Origin of the sequence: Rhizobium hidalgonense (genome assembly GCF_005862185.2) — a bacterium.
GTDB lineage: Bacteria > Pseudomonadota > Alphaproteobacteria > Rhizobiales > Rhizobiaceae > Rhizobium > Rhizobium hidalgonense.
On sequence record NZ_CP054028.1, the window covers coordinates 771,406 to 785,659 of the forward strand.

Here is a 14,254-nt window from a genome sequence, read left to right on the forward strand (position 1 = left end):
CTCAAGGACGATCGGCTTTTTCAAGCCACCGCTTGCGCGCCAGTGATTTCCACCAGCGAACCGCACATGAAGGCCGCCTCATCCGATGCGAGGAAGGCAACGAGGGCCGCCACCTCCTCAGGTCTGCCGATGCGGCCAAAGGGAACGAGCTTGTCGAGATCGGCGATCGTCCGGCCGGAGCGGGTAACACCGGCTTCGAGCATCGGCGTGTGGATCTCGCCGGGGCAGACGGCATTGACCCGGATCCTGTCGGGCGCATAGTCGCGGGCAAGGTTCTGGGTGAAGGCGGCGACCGCCGCCTTTGTCGTGTTATAGGCGATATGGTTCGGCGCGGGGTAGAGCCCCCATTGCGACGCCGTATTGACGATCGCGCCGCCGCCGGCAGCGATCATATGCGGCAGCGCCGCGCGGCAAAGATGGAACATCGAATCCAGATTGACCGCAAAACTCAGCTGCCAATCTTCATCCGACAGAGATAGCAGATTTCCGCGCCGGTTGATGCCGGCATTGTTGACAAGAACGTCCAGCCGCCCCTCGATCGCAAAGGCTTTTTCGACGAGCTTGACGCATTCCGGCTTGCCGGAGATGTCGGCCGCAATGGCGACGGCCGAGCCGCCCGCCGCCTCGATGAGCAAGGCGACTTCGCCTGCGGCCTGGGCGTTGGCATCCGTCACCACCACCAGCGCGCCTTCCTCGGCCAACCTCTGCGATATGGCCGATCCTATGCCGCCGCCGCCGCCCGTCACCACCGCGACCTTGCCTACAAACCTCTTCATATGAACCTCCTTTTCGCGCAATTCCGCCCGCAAAACCGCTGCACGCTTTTGCTCGAATGGCTCTATCTGATGTAACTGCCGCCGTTGACGTCGAACGTCGCCCCATTGACCGATGCTTGCGAAGGACGAAGCAGGAAGGCCACCAGTTCGGCGATCTCGGCCGGCTCGGCCATTTCGCCGGTCGGAATATCGGCGACCGTTGCATCCTTTCCGTTCCTGGCTACAAATTCCTCGGCCATATCGGTCCGCACCCAGCCCGGCGCGATGGAGACGGCGACGATCCCGTCGCGCCCGAAGCTCCTCGCGATCGACTTGGTGAGATTGATCAACGCCGCCTTCGTCGCACCATAGGGCATGGCGTCGGCGGCGTAGCCGCGCTGTCCGGCGCGGCTGGCCATATTGACGATCCGCCCGCCGCCCTGTTGCTTGAAATGTACGAGAGCTTCCTTGCAGAGGTCCGCTGCCGCAAAGAAGTTCACCTGGAACTCTTTCTGCCAGGCGGCCCGCCACTCGGCGGCATCGGCATCGATCGAAATCTCGCTGCGGATGCCGGCATTGTTGACGACGGCATGGATCCGTCCCGCCGCCGCGAGCGCGTCGCGCCATAGCGTGAAGGCGCCGTCCGGGCTGGAGAGGTCGGCCTGGACCATCAGGCCGTTCCTACCGAGCTTGCGAAGCAGGGCCTGCGCCCTCTCCTTGTCGCGCCCGTAATGGATGACGGGCTGCGCGCCTTCGGCAGACAGGCGCTCGACGATGGCGGCGCCGATCCCACCCGATGCTCCTGTGACGAGGACCGTCTGGCCGGCAAGGGATTGAACGTGGGACATAGAGACTCCTAACCGAGGAGATCGACCTGGGGACCCCAGGTGTCGGACAGCGCAAAACCGGCGGCGAACGGATCGTCGTCGGACAGGCGCAACTGTTCGCGGCCATAGACGAAGGCACGGCCGGTTATTCTCGGCAGCACGGCACGGCGGCCGCCGACATCCGTTTCGCCGATCGCCTCCGCGAGAAACTCGCCGCCGATAATCGATCGCGACGTTCTTCGGTCTCCCACTGAAACTTCACCACGGGCATAGAGTGTCGCCAGGTTCGCCGAGCTGCCGGTTCCGCAAGGCGAGCGGTCGACGCGGCCGGGCTGCAGCGTCGTGCAGGTCCTCACCGCGCTATCGGCCTCGCGGCCGCGAAACATCACGTAAGCGATCTCATTCACGCCCCTCAAAACGGGATGGGTGACCGAGACCTGGCCAGCCAGCAGCGACTTGAGCTCGATGCCGGATTCCGCCAGCAGCCTCGCATTGGCAGGCGCGATATCGAGTCCGAGTTGATCGACGTCGACGAGCGCATAATAGACGCCGCCGAAGGCGACGTCGATCTTGATGCGCCCCCATTTCGGCGTTTCCACCACCCTGTCCAGCGCTTCGGCGAAACTCGGCACGTTGTCGAGGCTGACGGACAGACATCTGCTGTCGCGGCAGGTGGCGCGCGCGACGATAAGGCCGGCCGGCGTGTCCAAGCGGACGATCGTCTCCGGCGCCGACATCGGCACCTGCCCGCTCTCGAGAAGAGCGGTGACCACGCAGATGCAGTTGCTGCCGGACATCGGATGAGCGCGGTCGGCCTGCAGCACGATAAAGCCGGCATCTGCATCGGCGCGCGTCGGCGCCACCAGCAGGTTAACCGACATGGCGACGCTGGCCCGCGGTTCGAAGGTGACGAAACGGCGCAGGCTGTCATCGACCGAGTTGATGTGGTTCATCTTGTCGAGCATGGTCGCGCCCGGTATCTCGGGCGCGCCCGAGACGATGACCTTGCCGATCTCACCCTGGCAGTGGACCTGCAGCAGGTCGAGGCTGCGGTCCCAGTTCATTCGGCCGCCTCCGGCTTGATGTACCAGCCCCAGGGATCCTCGCTGGCGAAGCGGGTGATCTGCTTGGTCTCAAGATAATTATCGAGACCCCAGCGCCCAAGTTCGCGGCCAATACCGGATTCCTTGTAGCCGCCCCAGGGCGCCTCGGTGAAGGTCGGCTGCGAGCAGTTGATCCAGACGATGCCGGCGCGGAAAGCGGCCGCCACACGCTCGGCCCTGATATCGTCCTTCGACATGACGGCCGCGGCAAGGCCGAAGCGGGAGTGATTGGCGAGTTCGATCGCCTCCGCTTCGCTCTTGAAAGGCCGGATGCAGACGACAGGCCCGAAGATCTCCTCTACCCAGGCGGCGCTGTCGAGCGGAACATCCGTCAGAATGGTCGGCTGGAGGTAATAGCCCTTGTCGAAGCCTTCAGGGCGCGCTCCGCCGCAGGCGACCGTTACGCCGGCCTGCCGCGCCGCCTCGATCGCCGCGACGACCTGCTCGTGCTGGCGCTTGGAAACCAGCGGCCCCAGGAGGACGCCTTCGTCCAGACCGTTGCCTATTTTGATCTTGTTCGTTTCCTCGACGAGACGGGCGAGCAACCGTTCGTAGATGCTCTCCTGCACGAGAACTCTAGACGTCGCCGAGCAAACCTGGCCCTGGTTCCAGAAGATGCCGAACATGATCCATTCGACGGCCTTGTCGATATCGGCGTCTTCGAAGACGACGAACGGCGACTTGCCGCCGAGCTCCAGGCTGACGCGCTTGATGTCGCGGGCGGCCGCCGCCATGATTTTCGAGCCGACCGGTCCCGAACCGGTAAAGGCAAGCTTGTCCACTTGCTTGTGATCGATGATTGCCTGCCCGGCAACCGACCCCGCTCCCGTGACGATATTGAGCACGCCGGGCGGCAGGCCGGCTTCGTCCGCGACCGCCGCCAGTTCGAGCGCCGTCAGCGACGTCAGTTCGGCAGGCTTCAGCACCATGGTGCAGCCGGCGGCAAGCGCCGGGGCGACCTTCCAGGCGGCCATCAGCAGCGGGTAGTTCCAGGGGATGATCGCGCCGGCGACGCCAAGCGGCTCGCGCACCGCCTTGGAGCTGAAGCGCTGATCGGGCAGTTCGATCGTCTCCTCGGGATTGTTGTCGAGCTGTTCGGCAAGGCCCGCATAGAAATCGAAGCAGCCCGCCGCGTCGGCCACGTCCCAATCGGCCTCGGGGAACGGCTTGCCGTTGTCGAGGACTTCGAGGCGGGCGATCTCGGCCTGGCGGGCACGGATACCCTCGGCGATCGCCCGGAGATATCGGGCGCGCTGAGCGCCCGTTAGTTTCGGCCAGCCGTCCTTGTCGAAGGCGCGGCGAGCCGCCTTGACGGCAAGAGCGACATCCTCGGCGGTCGCCGCCCCGATCGTCTGGATCACTTCTTCCGTTGCAGGGTTGGTCACCGTGCAGGTGCCGCCCTTGACCGGCTTCACCCATTGTCCGTCAATATAAAGTTCGCTGCGCATGTTCACTCCCTTTCGCCTTGCGCCGACGCCGCTCTTAGAAGCGGTCGACGCGATAGGGTTTCATGTCCACGGGCGGTTCGACGCCCGTAATGAGATCAGCCATCAACCGGCCTGTCGTGGCCGCATAGGTGAGGCCGAGATGTCCGTGACCCGTCGCGTACCAGACGTTGCGGCGTTTGGCGGACGGCCCCATGACCGGCACGGTGTCAGGCAGCGCCGGGCGATGCCCCATCCACTCCGTCGCTCGTTCGGCGTCCAGCTCGGGCAATGCCTCCCGAGCCCGCTTCACCAAGATCTTCGCGCGGCGATAATCCGGTGGCGCCTCGAGGCCAGCCATCTCGACCGTGCCACCGACGCGGATGCCGCCGGCCGTCGGCGTGACCATGAAGGCGCGCGCCGGCCAGATGATTGAATGGCGCATCGAAATGCCGGGTTCCATGATCTGCGTGTGGTAGCCTCGCTCGGTTTCGAGCGGGATATATTCGCGCAGCAGGGCCGAAAGCCGGGCGGTGAAGGCGCCGGCCGCAAGCACCATCTTCTCCGCCACGACCCTTCGCCCGTCAGCCAGGCGAATGGCGGAGACACCGGCCTCGCTTTGCTCGAAGCCGGCGACATCGCCCTGGACGATCCTGCCGCCGAGCGCCTCGAAGCGTTCGAAGAGGGCTGTGACGAGCTTGTAGGGATCTGATATCGACCGGTTGTCGGGAAAGAGCACCGCCTTGCCAATCTTCGTCGTCAATGCGGGCTCCAGGTCGCGGATGGCATTGCCGCCGATAATTTCGTGCCGGAAGCCGAAGCGCTCCAGGATGTCGATATGCTCGCGATCGGCCTTGAACTCGGCCTCATCGGTATAGAGGCTAAGGCATCCCTCGGCCGTCAGCATGTGCGTCAGGCCGGTCTGCTTCAGCAACGCATCGAAGTCTTCATAAACGCGCTGGCAGAGCACGGCGCCGGCGGCCTCCAGCTCCCGCAGCTTCGAGGGGCGGCTGGCGGCGAGGAACCGCAGAAACCATGGCACCAGTTTCGGCATGTAAGCGGGCCGGATGCGCACCGGCCCTTCCGGATCGAGCAGCCATTTCGGCATCTGCGCCCAGATGCCCGGCCGCGAGGCCGGCATGAACTCGGTGACGGCGACGCTCGCCATATTGCCGTAGGAAGCCCCCTTGCCCGGCGCATCGCGGTCGACGAGCGTCACGGCAAGGCCGCGGCGCTGGAGTTCATAGGCGATGGTGACGCCGATGATGCCGGCGCCGACGACCACGATGGATGACACGGCGAACCTCGCAATTTAGAGGGGCGGCTTGCCCGCTCCGGATCCGTTACCAGTTGAGGATGGGCTGCATTGCTGCCCTGAACTCGGCCTTTTCCTCCGAGGTCAGTTCGCCGAGCGGCGCCCGGCACTGCCCCACGGGCAGCCCCTGAAGCTCGCAGCCATATTTGATCTTCTGCACGAACTTACCGCTCTCCAGGATGTTCATCGCCCGGTAGAGCGTTTTCATCTGCTCGCGCGCCTTGTTCAGATCGCCGGACCTGAATGTGCGGTCCAGAGCACAGCAGGCCTTGGCCATGCAGTTCGATGGCCCGCAGATCCAGCTTTCCGCACCCCAGAACATGAAGTCGAGCGCGATGTCGTCGGAACCGCTGACGAGCTGGATCTTGCCTTCATAGCGGCTGGCGATGTCGATCGCCCGCTGCAGCACGCCCGAGCTCTCCTTGATGCCGATGACGCGCCGATTGTCGGCAAAATGATCCATCAGCTCGAAACTGATATCCGAACCATCCTTGGCCGGATAGGAATAGAGGACGAGGTTCACGTCGACGGCGCCGAGAACGGCTTCGTAGTGTTTGATGAGCTCGGCTTGTGTCGGGCGGGTATAGAATGGCGGCGCCAGCAGGATGGTGTCATAGCCGATGTCTCTCGCCAGCGCCGTCTGCTCGATCACCTCACGGGTGGCGGGCGCATTGGTGCCGGCGATCAGAATTTCGTCCGGCCTGGCAAAATCCTTGACGAACTGCAGCACGTCACGGCGCTCTTCCCGGGACTGGCTGAAATACTCTCCCGTCGATCCGTTCGGGACCCAGCCGGTCACGCCTGCCTCGCGGAGATGGATCAGAAGTCTCTCGAACGCCTTGAAATCGATCTTGTTGTTGGCATCGAAGGGAGTGATGAGCGCGGGCATGACGCCGGAAAGTTTCATGGGATGTCTCCTGTCCTGGGAACGGCTGTTTCTAGATTGCGAGCTTCTTGAGGATGCGTCCCTCGATGAGGGAAACGGCCCGCGTGAGAGGGAAGGCGATAATGAAATAGATCAGGGCGACGACCGTCAGCACTTCGACGGGACGGGCCGTATTGTTGGAGATGTTCTGGCCGACGAACATCAGGTCAGCCATGCCGACGGCGGAGACGAGCGCGCTCTCCTTGAAGAGGCTGACGCAGTTCGACAGCAGTGTCGGGATCGCCCGCAGCACCGCCTGCGGCAGCACGACGTTGACGACTTGGGCGCTGCGCGGCAAGCCGAGCGCCACGCAGGCATCCAACTGCTCGCGGCCGATGGATTTGAGGCTCGCCCGGAAAGTCTCGCTGGTGATCGCTCCCATGTAGAGCGTCAGCGCAATGACGCCGGACGCCAGGTTCGAAAGCTCGACGCCGAGCAGCAGCGGCAGGCAGAAGAATATCCAGAACAGCTGGATCAGGACCGGCGTGCCGCGGAAGAATTCGACATAGGCGCCGGAGACCGCGCGAAGCGCCAGATTGCCAGACGCGCGGGCGAGACCGACGAGGAAGCCAAGAGAGCATCCGAGCACGATGCAGATGACCGTAAGCTTGATCGTCATCCACAGACCGAGCAGCAGTGCATGCTCGAAGCGCAGCAGGATCGAGAAGTCGAGTGTCATTCTGGCCTCCTAGCTGACGAGGATCTGGCGGCGGCGTTCGAGCAGGCCGACGATCTGGGTTATCGGGAAGGACACGGCAAAATAGATGAGCGCCACGACGGTGAAGGTCTCGATCGGGCGGTAGGTCTCTGTCGCCAGCGTCTTGCCCTGGTACATCAGGTCCTGGATCGCCACGATCGCAACCAGCGCGCTCTGCTGAAAGATGACGATGCCGTTGGTTAGTAGCACCGGGATCGAAGCGCGGAACGCCGTCGGAAACACGATATAGAGCACCCGCTGCAGCGGATTGAGACCGAGTGCGATGCCGGCGTCGAGCTGCTCGCGCGGAACCGCCTGGATGGATGCTCTGTAGGCTTCGGCATTGAACGCCATCAGATTGAGCCCGAGCGCCATGATGCCCATCGTCATCGGGTCGAGAAAGACGTCGAACAGCATCGGCACGCAGTAGAATATCCAGACGATCTGGACGATCGCCGGCGTGCAGCGGAAGAATTCGATGAACAGCATAAACGGCAGCCGCACAATCTTGATCGGGCTCATGATGAGGAGGGCCAATCCGAAGCCCAGGATGATGCCGATGACGTTCGCAGCCGCCGTCAGCTGCAGAGAAACCCACAGCCCCTGGAGAAGCGGAGCGATAGAGACTGAATTGAAGTCGAACGTGTAGTTCACGGAATGCCCTCCCTACTGCTTGATGTGGAAGACCCGGTCGATGAATTCCTTGGTGCGCTCCTCGCGCGGGGCGCCGAGCACCTGCTCGGGAGGGCCGTCCTCGACGACCACGCCGCCGGCGCAGAAGATGACGCGCGACGCGATGTTCTTGGCGAACCACATGTCGTGGGTGACGATCATCATCGGCATGTCCTGGGCGGCGAGCTGCAGAATGACCTGCTCCACCTCACTGACGAGCTCCGGATCCAGAGCCGAGGTGACTTCGTCGAACATCATCAGCTTCGGATCGAGCATCAGCGCGCGGGCGATGGCGACGCGCTGCTTCTGGCCGCCGGAAAGCTGAGCCGGATAGGCCTTGGCCTTGGCGCCGAGCCCGAAGCGCTCGAGTAGCGCCTGAGCGCGATCCGTCGCCTTCGCCTTGGCTTCTCCACGCACCTTGCAGGGGGCGAGGATCAGGTTCTGGGTGACATTCAGATGCGGAAACAGGGTGTAGTGCTGAAAGACCATGCCGATCGACCGGCGGACATGGGTGTCGATCTGAGTTTTCCCCGCTGCACCAACGGAAGAAATATAGGGCTTGCCATCGAAACTGACCGAGCCGCTGTCGACCTGCTCCAGCCCCATCATCACCCTGAGCAGCGTGCTTTTGCCGCCGCCGCTGGGTCCGATGACGACGACGCGTTCGCCGGGTTTCATTTCAATGTCGATGCCTTTCAGCACCTGGATTGCTCCATTGCCATAGCTTTTGTGGAGCGCCTGCATTTTCACGAGGGGAAGGCTGAAGGACGTGGTCATGCCAATCTCCGATGATCGAAGCTGGGAGGGCCGGCGCGATGACCGCACCGGCCCGGCGAGGTTACTTTGCGCCCTTGAGCACTTCGTCGACCGCCTTCTTGATCAGATCATCGACGTGACCGGTCGCGACCTTCTCTTCGAGGAAGATATCGACCACTTCGACGTCGGCGGCCGAAAGCTGATGCGGCAGGCCGAAGGCGACGCCCTGCTTGGCGAGCGCCGGCGTCGGGTTGAGCGCCACCGCCCAGTCCGGGTTCGATTGGGTGAAGAGCTGATTGGTGTCGGAAGCGTCAACCAGGATGTCGGCGCGCTTCGAGGTGACGGCCAGCCGGGTCTCGTCATTGCCGGGCAGCCGCATGATCGTGGCGTTCTTCACGACCGCGGAAATGGCCTTGTCCTGCGCCGTGCCGGACATGACGGCGAGCGTCACGCCTGCCTTGTCGATATCGGCAACCGAAGCGGCACCGGCCGCAATTTTCGGATTGTTTTTGTTATAGGCAAGCGAGATCTGGTACTCCATCGCCGGAACCGAGAACTGCACCGCCATGGCGCGCGCCGGCGTGCGGTTGAGCGCAAGCGACACGTCCCATTTACCGGCCTGCAGGCCGGCGACGATATTGTCCCAGGTCGTATCGACGAATTCGGGCTTCACCTTAAGGACTTCGGCAAATTCCTTGCAGAGATCGGCAAAGAAGCCGGAATATTCGCCCGTCGCCGGGTCGCGCATGACATAGGGCGGCGCGACGGCCGCGCCGCAGCGTAAGGTACCCGCCTTCTGCACGCCCTGCCAATATCCCTCTGTGGTCTGAGCCTGTGCGGCGGTTGCGGAAAGAGCCCCCATCAGGGCGAGCGCAGGCAGCGCCCGCAAGGCGGACGTTATCAAAGAAAACATCGGGCATTCCTCTTTTGTTGTGCGCGGAAAGCGCGCGGTTCCACTCGTCGAATCTAACCGTTTCTGTTGTCTTTATGTCGGCTGCGTGTCGACTGGACAAAATATGTCAACAGCGTGTCGACAAAGTCAAGCGGAAAAATTACATTGCCGACACGCTGTTTTTCTGGCCCAATGGACTGGCGTCGACAGAAAGGGACTTAAGTGTCTGAAGAATCGGAAGTGAAACGCATCCGCGGCACCGGCTGGAAGAACGTCTATGAAACGCTCCGCAACGAGATCCTGTCGCTCGCTTTACCGCCCGGTCAGTTGCTCGACGAGATGACGCTCGCCGAACGCTTCGACATGTCGCGATCGCCGGTGCGCGAAGCCTTGATCCGGCTCGGCGCCGACGAGCTGGTGGTGACGCTTTCCAACCGCAGCACGATCGTCGCGCCGATCGAAGTGGCGACTTTTCCCAAATATGTCGAGGCGCTCGATATTGCGCAGCGCATGAATACCCGGCTTGCCGCAGCGCTGCGGACGGAGACCGACCTGAAGATCATCGCCAAGCGGCTGAAGTCGTTCGAGGCGGCGGTTAGAACCGGCAATCATCTCGCCATGTCGGAGGCCAACAAGGAATTCCACATGGCGATCGCTCATGCTGGAAAGAACCAGTATCTGGCCTCCTTCTACGACAAGCTGCTGTCGCAGGGTCAGCGCATGCTCCACCTGCATTTCGAGTATCTGGAGCGAACCCATGAGGGCTATCTGCTGACCGACGAGCATGCGCTCATGCTCAATGCCATCAGGGACAAGAATGTGGATCTGGCCGACGAACTCGCTCACGCCCATACGCGCCAGTTCCAGGACAATTTCATCAATTTCATGCGCGAGAACTATACGACGGATGTCGCGCTGGGACGGCTGCGAGCCGCGGAGTGATCACATGAACGCCAACAGCATCGGATTCGTCGGCACCGGCGCCATCACCGAAGCTATGGTTCGCGGGCTTCTGGCCGAACCGGCCTATGCCAGCGACATTCACGTTTCTCCGCGAAGCGCCCACATCGCCGAGACACTTGCGGCCGAGTTCGCCTCCGTGAGAATTGCTCGCGACAATCAGGAGGTCGTCCAGCGCAGCGAGATGGTGTTTCTGGCGATACGGCCGCAGATCGCCGAGGAGGTGGTGCGGGAGCTTTCATTCAGGAACGGCCAGATGGTCGTCAGCCTCGTTGCGGCGACCGAGCGCCGGGCCCTGCTGGAGTGGATCGGCGCCGATATCAATCTCGTGCAGGCCATCCCCCTGCCCTTTGTCGCAGACCGGCAGGGCGTGACCGCGGTCTATCCGGCGGATACTGCTGTCGCCGCACTGTTCGACACACTCGGAACGGCCGTGCAATGCCAGTCGAGGAAGGAATATGATCTTCTCGCAGCTGCAAGCGCTGTCATGTCTACCTATTTCGGCGTCATGGAGTCGGTTGCCGGCTGGCTGGAAAAAAGCGGGCTTGAAAGGGCGAAGGGACAGGCCTACATCGCCCCGCTCTTCGCTGGCCTTGCACAGAAGGCGAGCAGCGCGGGCGCCGCCGAGCCATTCAGCGCGTTGAGCCGCGAATTCGCCACCAAGGGCGGACTGAACGAGCAGGTCCTTTCGGACTTCGACAAGAAGGGCGGCATTGCCGCGCTGACCGCCGCCCTCGACCTTGTTCTCGCCCGCATCGAGGGCAAGGACTAAAACGTCGGCGGCGTGCAGGCGCTGATGACTTCGCAAGGCACCGGCCCGACGCAGCGGAACCGATGCGGTCGCCGGCTTTCGAAATAATAGGCGTCACCCGGCCCGAGGATGCGCCGCTCGTCGTCGACGGTCACCTCAAGCCTTCCCGAGAGCACGATTCCGCCCTCCTCTCCCTCGTGAACAAGCGGAATCTTTCCGGTGTCGGCGCCCGGCTGGTAACACTCCTTGAGCATTTGCAGGCTGCGCCCGAACAGGTTTTCTCCGACCTGCTTGTAGGAAATGGCGCCCTTGCCGATCTCCACCAGTTCTTCCGCCGCATAGAAGGCCTTCCTTGGGCGCTCTGGCTCAAAGGCGAAGAACTCCGCCAGCCCGATCGGGATGCCGTCGAGAATGCGCTTCAACGCCCCGACCGAGGGGTTGGAGGCATTCGATTCGATCAGTGAAATCGTCGAATTGGGCACGCCGGTACGCTTGGCCAGTTCACGCTGGGAAAGCTTATGGGCGATGCGGAGATGGCGAAGGCGGCTGCCGATATCGACTGACATGGTTTGGTCCGTTTGTGTTGTCCAGAATATCCAAAATCCTATATTCTGATTTGTTTAGATTCAATAGTTTGCAGCAGCAAAGAAAAGGACTTGTTTGACAAGGGGAAATTGCCATTCTCGGCGCCAACCACAGGAGGCCAGCATGGACCAGATCAGCAAAACGAACGCGCCCGTACTCGAAAATTTCTGGATGCCGTTCACCGCGAACCGGCAGTTCAAGGCGACGCCGCGGCTCCTGGCCGCCGCAGACGGCATGTATTACACCGATGTCGACGGAAACCAGGTGCTGGACGGCACCGCCGGCCTCTGGTGCTGCAATGCCGGCCATGGCCGCAAGAAGATCGCCCGGGCCGTCGAGCGGCAGCTTTCGACCCTCGACTATGCTCCGACCTTCCAGATGGGCCATCCGATCGCCTTCGATTTCGCCGCCAAGCTGGCCGCGAACGCGCCAGGCGGCACTGATGCCAAGCTAGACCGGGTCTTCTTCACCGGCTCGGGTTCGGAATCGGTCGATACGGCGCTGAAGATCGCCATCGCCTATCAGCGAGCGGTCGGCCAGGGCACCCGCACGCGCATCATCGGCCGCGAGAAGGGTTATCACGGCGTCGGCTTCGGCGGCATTTCCGTCGGCGGCCTCGTCAACAATCGCCGCGTCTTCCCGCAGATACCCGCCGACCATATGCGCCATACGCTCGACGTCGAACGCAATGCCTTTTCGAAGGGCCTTCCCGCCCACGGGGTGGAACTGGCCGATGATCTCGAACGCCTGGTGCAATTGCACGGCGCCGAAACCATTGCAGCCGTCATCGTCGAACCGATGTCGGGATCGGCAGGCGTGGTCCTGCCGCCGAAGGGCTATCTGGAAAAGCTGCGCGCAACCGCCGACAAGCACGGCATCCTGCTGATCTTCGACGAGGTCATCACCGGCTTCGGCCGCCTCGGCACGCCTTTCGCGGTCGATTATTTCGGCGTCGTGCCCGACCTCGTCACCACGGCAAAGGGCCTGACCAACGGCGCGATCCCAATGGGCGCGGTCTTTGCCAGCCGCAAGGTCTATGACGGCCTGATGGTCGGCCCGGAAAACGCGATCGAGCTTTTCCACGGCTATACCTATTCCGGCCATCCGGTCGCCTGCGCCGCCGGCCTCGCCACCCTCGAAATTTATGAGGAGGAAGGCCTGTTGACCCGTGCAGCCGAGCTTGCCGAATACTGGCAGGAGGGCCTCCATTCGCTGAAAGGCCTGCCTCACGTCGTCGACATCCGCAATCTCGGCCTGGTCGGCGCGATAGAACTGGCGCCCCGAGCGGCGGCCGGAACCCGCGCCTACGACATCTTCGTCGACTGCTTCAACAAGGGACTGCTGATCCGCGTGACCGGCGACATCATCGCGCTCTCGCCGCCGCTCATCATCGAGAAGAGCCAGATCGACACGATCGTCTCGACGATCGGCGATGCTCTGAAGCGCGCGGCATAGACCTGCATCCGGGTGGCCGTCGGCGATTTGAATCGCCGACGGAACCACCCGGCCGCCGGCATGGCGTTCAGCGCTTCAAGGCCTGTGACGGCAGTTGACCGAAACGCTTCCGGTACTCGGCTGAAAATCGCCCGAGATGGGTAAATCCCCATCTGAGCGCGATGTCGGCGACGGCTTGGCGCGTGCCGGATTCGCGCAAATCGCGATGGGCGGCAAGCATCCGGAGTTCATGCAGGTAGGCGATCGGCGTGGTATTCCTGAACTGCCGGAAACCCTGTTGCAAAGTGCGGACGCTGACCTCGGCTGCGGTCGCAATGTCGCTCAGCGAAATCGGCTCGGCGAGATGTTCTCGCATGAAGTCGATCGCCCATTTCACGTGGCGAGGAGCCGGCGCCGAAGCGGGGGCCGCAAGTGCCTCCGAATAGCGTTGGGGACATGTTTCCAGAAGCAGGTAGATCATCGCGTCGCAAAGCGCGTTCAGAGCGAGAGGCGACTGCTGCAGCGGCCCATCGCCGCTAAGCCCGCGATAGAGATTCACCGCGAGTTGCTCCAACACAAGCCCCGAACCGGTCGTCAGATCGATCGTCGGATGGAAATCGGTGTCACCGCCGATCGTCCGCTCGAACATATGCCCCAGCTGTCTGTTGATCCTCGCCTGGTCGACGAACAGGCCGAGATGCCGGCGCCGGCCGAACAGGCGGGCACCGGATGCGCGCCCTGCCCCGAGAATGGTGCCGCAGCCCGGAACCGAATGGAACTGCTCCTTGCCTGCATCGAAGACGGCGTTCCCCTCCAGCGGCAGGAATATGATCAGCTTGCCATTGGGTGCCTCCCGCCTGATCGAGATCGTGCCATCGTAGGCGCAGTCGGCGATGGCCAGCTCTTCGGTCGAGACGAAATTGCAGCGGTAGGCGATCGGCGCGTCGGCTTGCGCCGCGGCCTTGATCGGGGAATTCGGCGTCGACAATATTTCCGAGAGTGCGTCCGGATCGCTGCCGCTGAAGGCCGTCTCCCAAAACAACGGGCGTTTCCTCGCGGGATCGTGGAGGGAGCGGCCATTGGCGGGCATTTGGGAAAGACCGGACATTCATGACCTCGAAAACAACACCCATCGGCGATAAGCGATTGTCGCAAAAC

General features: G+C 62.7%; 15 protein-coding genes. 3 read left to right on the forward strand and 12 right to left on the reverse strand.

Features of this window, described 5'->3' with window-relative positions:
- Nucleotides 1–20: 20 nt before the first annotated feature.
- From FFM81_RS24880 to FFM81_RS24925, 10 genes are all read right to left on the reverse strand, one after another.
- A complete protein-coding gene (locus FFM81_RS24880) occupies nucleotides 21–776 on the reverse strand; it encodes an SDR family NAD(P)-dependent oxidoreductase (protein WP_138386047.1) in 756 nt (251 codons plus the stop codon).
- 62 nt (nucleotides 777–838) lie between these two features.
- Nucleotides 839–1,603 carry an SDR family NAD(P)-dependent oxidoreductase gene (locus FFM81_RS24885; RefSeq protein ID WP_138386046.1) on the reverse strand — a complete coding sequence of 255 codons (765 nt, stop codon included), beginning with the start codon at nucleotides 1,601–1,603 and terminating at the stop codon, nucleotides 839–841.
- An 8-nt stretch (nucleotides 1,604–1,611) separates the two neighbouring features.
- Nucleotides 1,612–2,646 carry a proline racemase family protein gene (locus FFM81_RS24890; protein ID WP_138386045.1) on the reverse strand — a complete coding sequence of 345 codons (1,035 nt, stop codon included), beginning with the start codon at nucleotides 2,644–2,646 and terminating at the stop codon, nucleotides 1,612–1,614.
- Nucleotides 2,643–4,133: an aldehyde dehydrogenase family protein gene (locus tag FFM81_RS24895; RefSeq protein ID WP_138386044.1), complete on the reverse strand. Its 1,491-nt coding sequence runs from the start codon at nucleotides 4,131–4,133 to the stop codon at nucleotides 2,643–2,645. Before FFM81_RS24895 ends, FFM81_RS24890 begins: the two co-directional genes overlap by 4 nt.
- A gap of 34 nt (nucleotides 4,134–4,167) precedes the next feature.
- Nucleotides 4,168–5,406: an NAD(P)/FAD-dependent oxidoreductase gene (locus tag FFM81_RS24900; protein ID WP_138386043.1), complete on the reverse strand. Its 1,239-nt coding sequence runs from the start codon at nucleotides 5,404–5,406 to the stop codon at nucleotides 4,168–4,170.
- 46 nt (nucleotides 5,407–5,452) lie between these two features.
- Nucleotides 5,453–6,331, reverse strand: a complete 879-nt coding sequence (locus FFM81_RS24905) for a dihydrodipicolinate synthase family protein (RefSeq protein WP_003568741.1) — start codon at nucleotides 6,329–6,331, stop codon at nucleotides 5,453–5,455.
- A 31-nt stretch (nucleotides 6,332–6,362) separates the two neighbouring features.
- On the reverse strand, nucleotides 6,363–7,028 hold the full coding sequence (locus FFM81_RS24910) for an amino acid ABC transporter permease (RefSeq protein ID WP_025418610.1): 666 nt from the start codon (nucleotides 7,026–7,028) through the stop codon (nucleotides 6,363–6,365).
- 9 nt (nucleotides 7,029–7,037) lie between these two features.
- Complete coding sequence (locus FFM81_RS24915) at nucleotides 7,038–7,700, reverse strand: amino acid ABC transporter permease (RefSeq protein WP_138386042.1); 663 nt, start codon at nucleotides 7,698–7,700, stop codon at nucleotides 7,038–7,040.
- Nucleotides 7,701–7,712: 12 nt separating this feature from the next.
- Nucleotides 7,713–8,495: an amino acid ABC transporter ATP-binding protein gene (locus FFM81_RS24920; RefSeq protein WP_025418608.1), complete on the reverse strand. Its 783-nt coding sequence runs from the start codon at nucleotides 8,493–8,495 to the stop codon at nucleotides 7,713–7,715.
- 61 nt (nucleotides 8,496–8,556) lie between these two features.
- Complete coding sequence (locus FFM81_RS24925) at nucleotides 8,557–9,387, reverse strand: substrate-binding periplasmic protein (RefSeq protein WP_025418607.1); 831 nt, start codon at nucleotides 9,385–9,387, stop codon at nucleotides 8,557–8,559.
- A 201-nt stretch (nucleotides 9,388–9,588) separates the two neighbouring features.
- Between FFM81_RS24925 and FFM81_RS24930 the strand changes: the two genes are divergently transcribed.
- On the forward strand, nucleotides 9,589–10,308 hold the full coding sequence (locus FFM81_RS24930; protein ID WP_003568736.1) for a GntR family transcriptional regulator: 720 nt from the start codon (nucleotides 9,589–9,591) through the stop codon (nucleotides 10,306–10,308).
- A gap of 4 nt (nucleotides 10,309–10,312) precedes the next feature.
- Nucleotides 10,313–11,098: a pyrroline-5-carboxylate reductase gene (locus FFM81_RS24935; protein ID WP_003568735.1), complete on the forward strand. Its 786-nt coding sequence runs from the start codon at nucleotides 10,313–10,315 to the stop codon at nucleotides 11,096–11,098.
- Here the strand turns inward: FFM81_RS24935 and FFM81_RS24940 are convergent.
- On the reverse strand, nucleotides 11,095–11,643 hold the full coding sequence (locus FFM81_RS24940; protein WP_003568734.1) for a cupin domain-containing protein: 549 nt from the start codon (nucleotides 11,641–11,643) through the stop codon (nucleotides 11,095–11,097). The genes FFM81_RS24935 and FFM81_RS24940 overlap by 4 nt on opposite strands.
- Before the next feature lie 142 nt (nucleotides 11,644–11,785).
- Here FFM81_RS24940 and aptA point away from each other — a divergent pair, with 142 nt between their 5' ends.
- Entirely contained in the window at nucleotides 11,786–13,117 is a 1,332-nt protein-coding gene (gene aptA, locus FFM81_RS24945) for an omega-aminotransferase AptA (protein WP_025418606.1), read from the forward strand.
- A gap of 67 nt (nucleotides 13,118–13,184) precedes the next feature.
- On the opposite strand, the gene FFM81_RS24950 is transcribed toward aptA, so the two are convergent.
- The gene (locus FFM81_RS24950; protein WP_246401388.1) at nucleotides 13,185–14,186 is read right to left on the reverse strand and encodes a helix-turn-helix transcriptional regulator; all 1,002 of its coding nucleotides are present in this window, start codon (nucleotides 14,184–14,186) and stop codon (nucleotides 13,185–13,187) included.
- Nucleotides 14,187–14,254 lie beyond the last annotated feature (68 nt).

Bases quoted from the DNA above. Each gene is read 5' to 3' on its own strand.
- FFM81_RS24880 (WP_138386047.1), bottom strand. From the start codon at position 776: ATGAAGAGGTTTGTAGGCAAGGTCGCGGTGGTGACGGGCGGCGGCGGC.
- FFM81_RS24885 (WP_138386046.1), bottom strand. From the start codon at position 1,603: ATGTCCCACGTTCAATCCCTTGCCGGCCAGACGGTCCTCGTCACAGGA.
- FFM81_RS24890 (WP_138386045.1), bottom strand. From the start codon at position 2,646: ATGAACTGGGACCGCAGCCTCGACCTGCTGCAGGTCCACTGCCAGGGT.
- FFM81_RS24895 (WP_138386044.1), bottom strand. From the start codon at position 4,133: ATGCGCAGCGAACTTTATATTGACGGACAATGGGTGAAGCCGGTCAAG.
- FFM81_RS24905 (WP_003568741.1), bottom strand. From the start codon at position 6,331: ATGAAACTTTCCGGCGTCATGCCCGCGCTCATCACTCCCTTCGATGCC.
- FFM81_RS24910 (WP_025418610.1), bottom strand. From the start codon at position 7,028: ATGACACTCGACTTCTCGATCCTGCTGCGCTTCGAGCATGCACTGCTG.
- FFM81_RS24920 (WP_025418608.1), bottom strand. From the start codon at position 8,495: ATGACCACGTCCTTCAGCCTTCCCCTCGTGAAAATGCAGGCGCTCCAC.
- FFM81_RS24925 (WP_025418607.1), bottom strand. From the start codon at position 9,387: ATGTTTTCTTTGATAACGTCCGCCTTGCGGGCGCTGCCTGCGCTCGCC.
- FFM81_RS24935 (WP_003568735.1), top strand. From the start codon at position 10,313: ATGAACGCCAACAGCATCGGATTCGTCGGCACCGGCGCCATCACCGAA.
- FFM81_RS24940 (WP_003568734.1), bottom strand. From the start codon at position 11,643: ATGTCAGTCGATATCGGCAGCCGCCTTCGCCATCTCCGCATCGCCCAT.
- aptA (WP_025418606.1), top strand. From the start codon at position 11,786: ATGGACCAGATCAGCAAAACGAACGCGCCCGTACTCGAAAATTTCTGG.
- FFM81_RS24950 (WP_246401388.1), bottom strand. From the start codon at position 14,186: ATGCCCGCCAATGGCCGCTCCCTCCACGATCCCGCGAGGAAACGCCCG.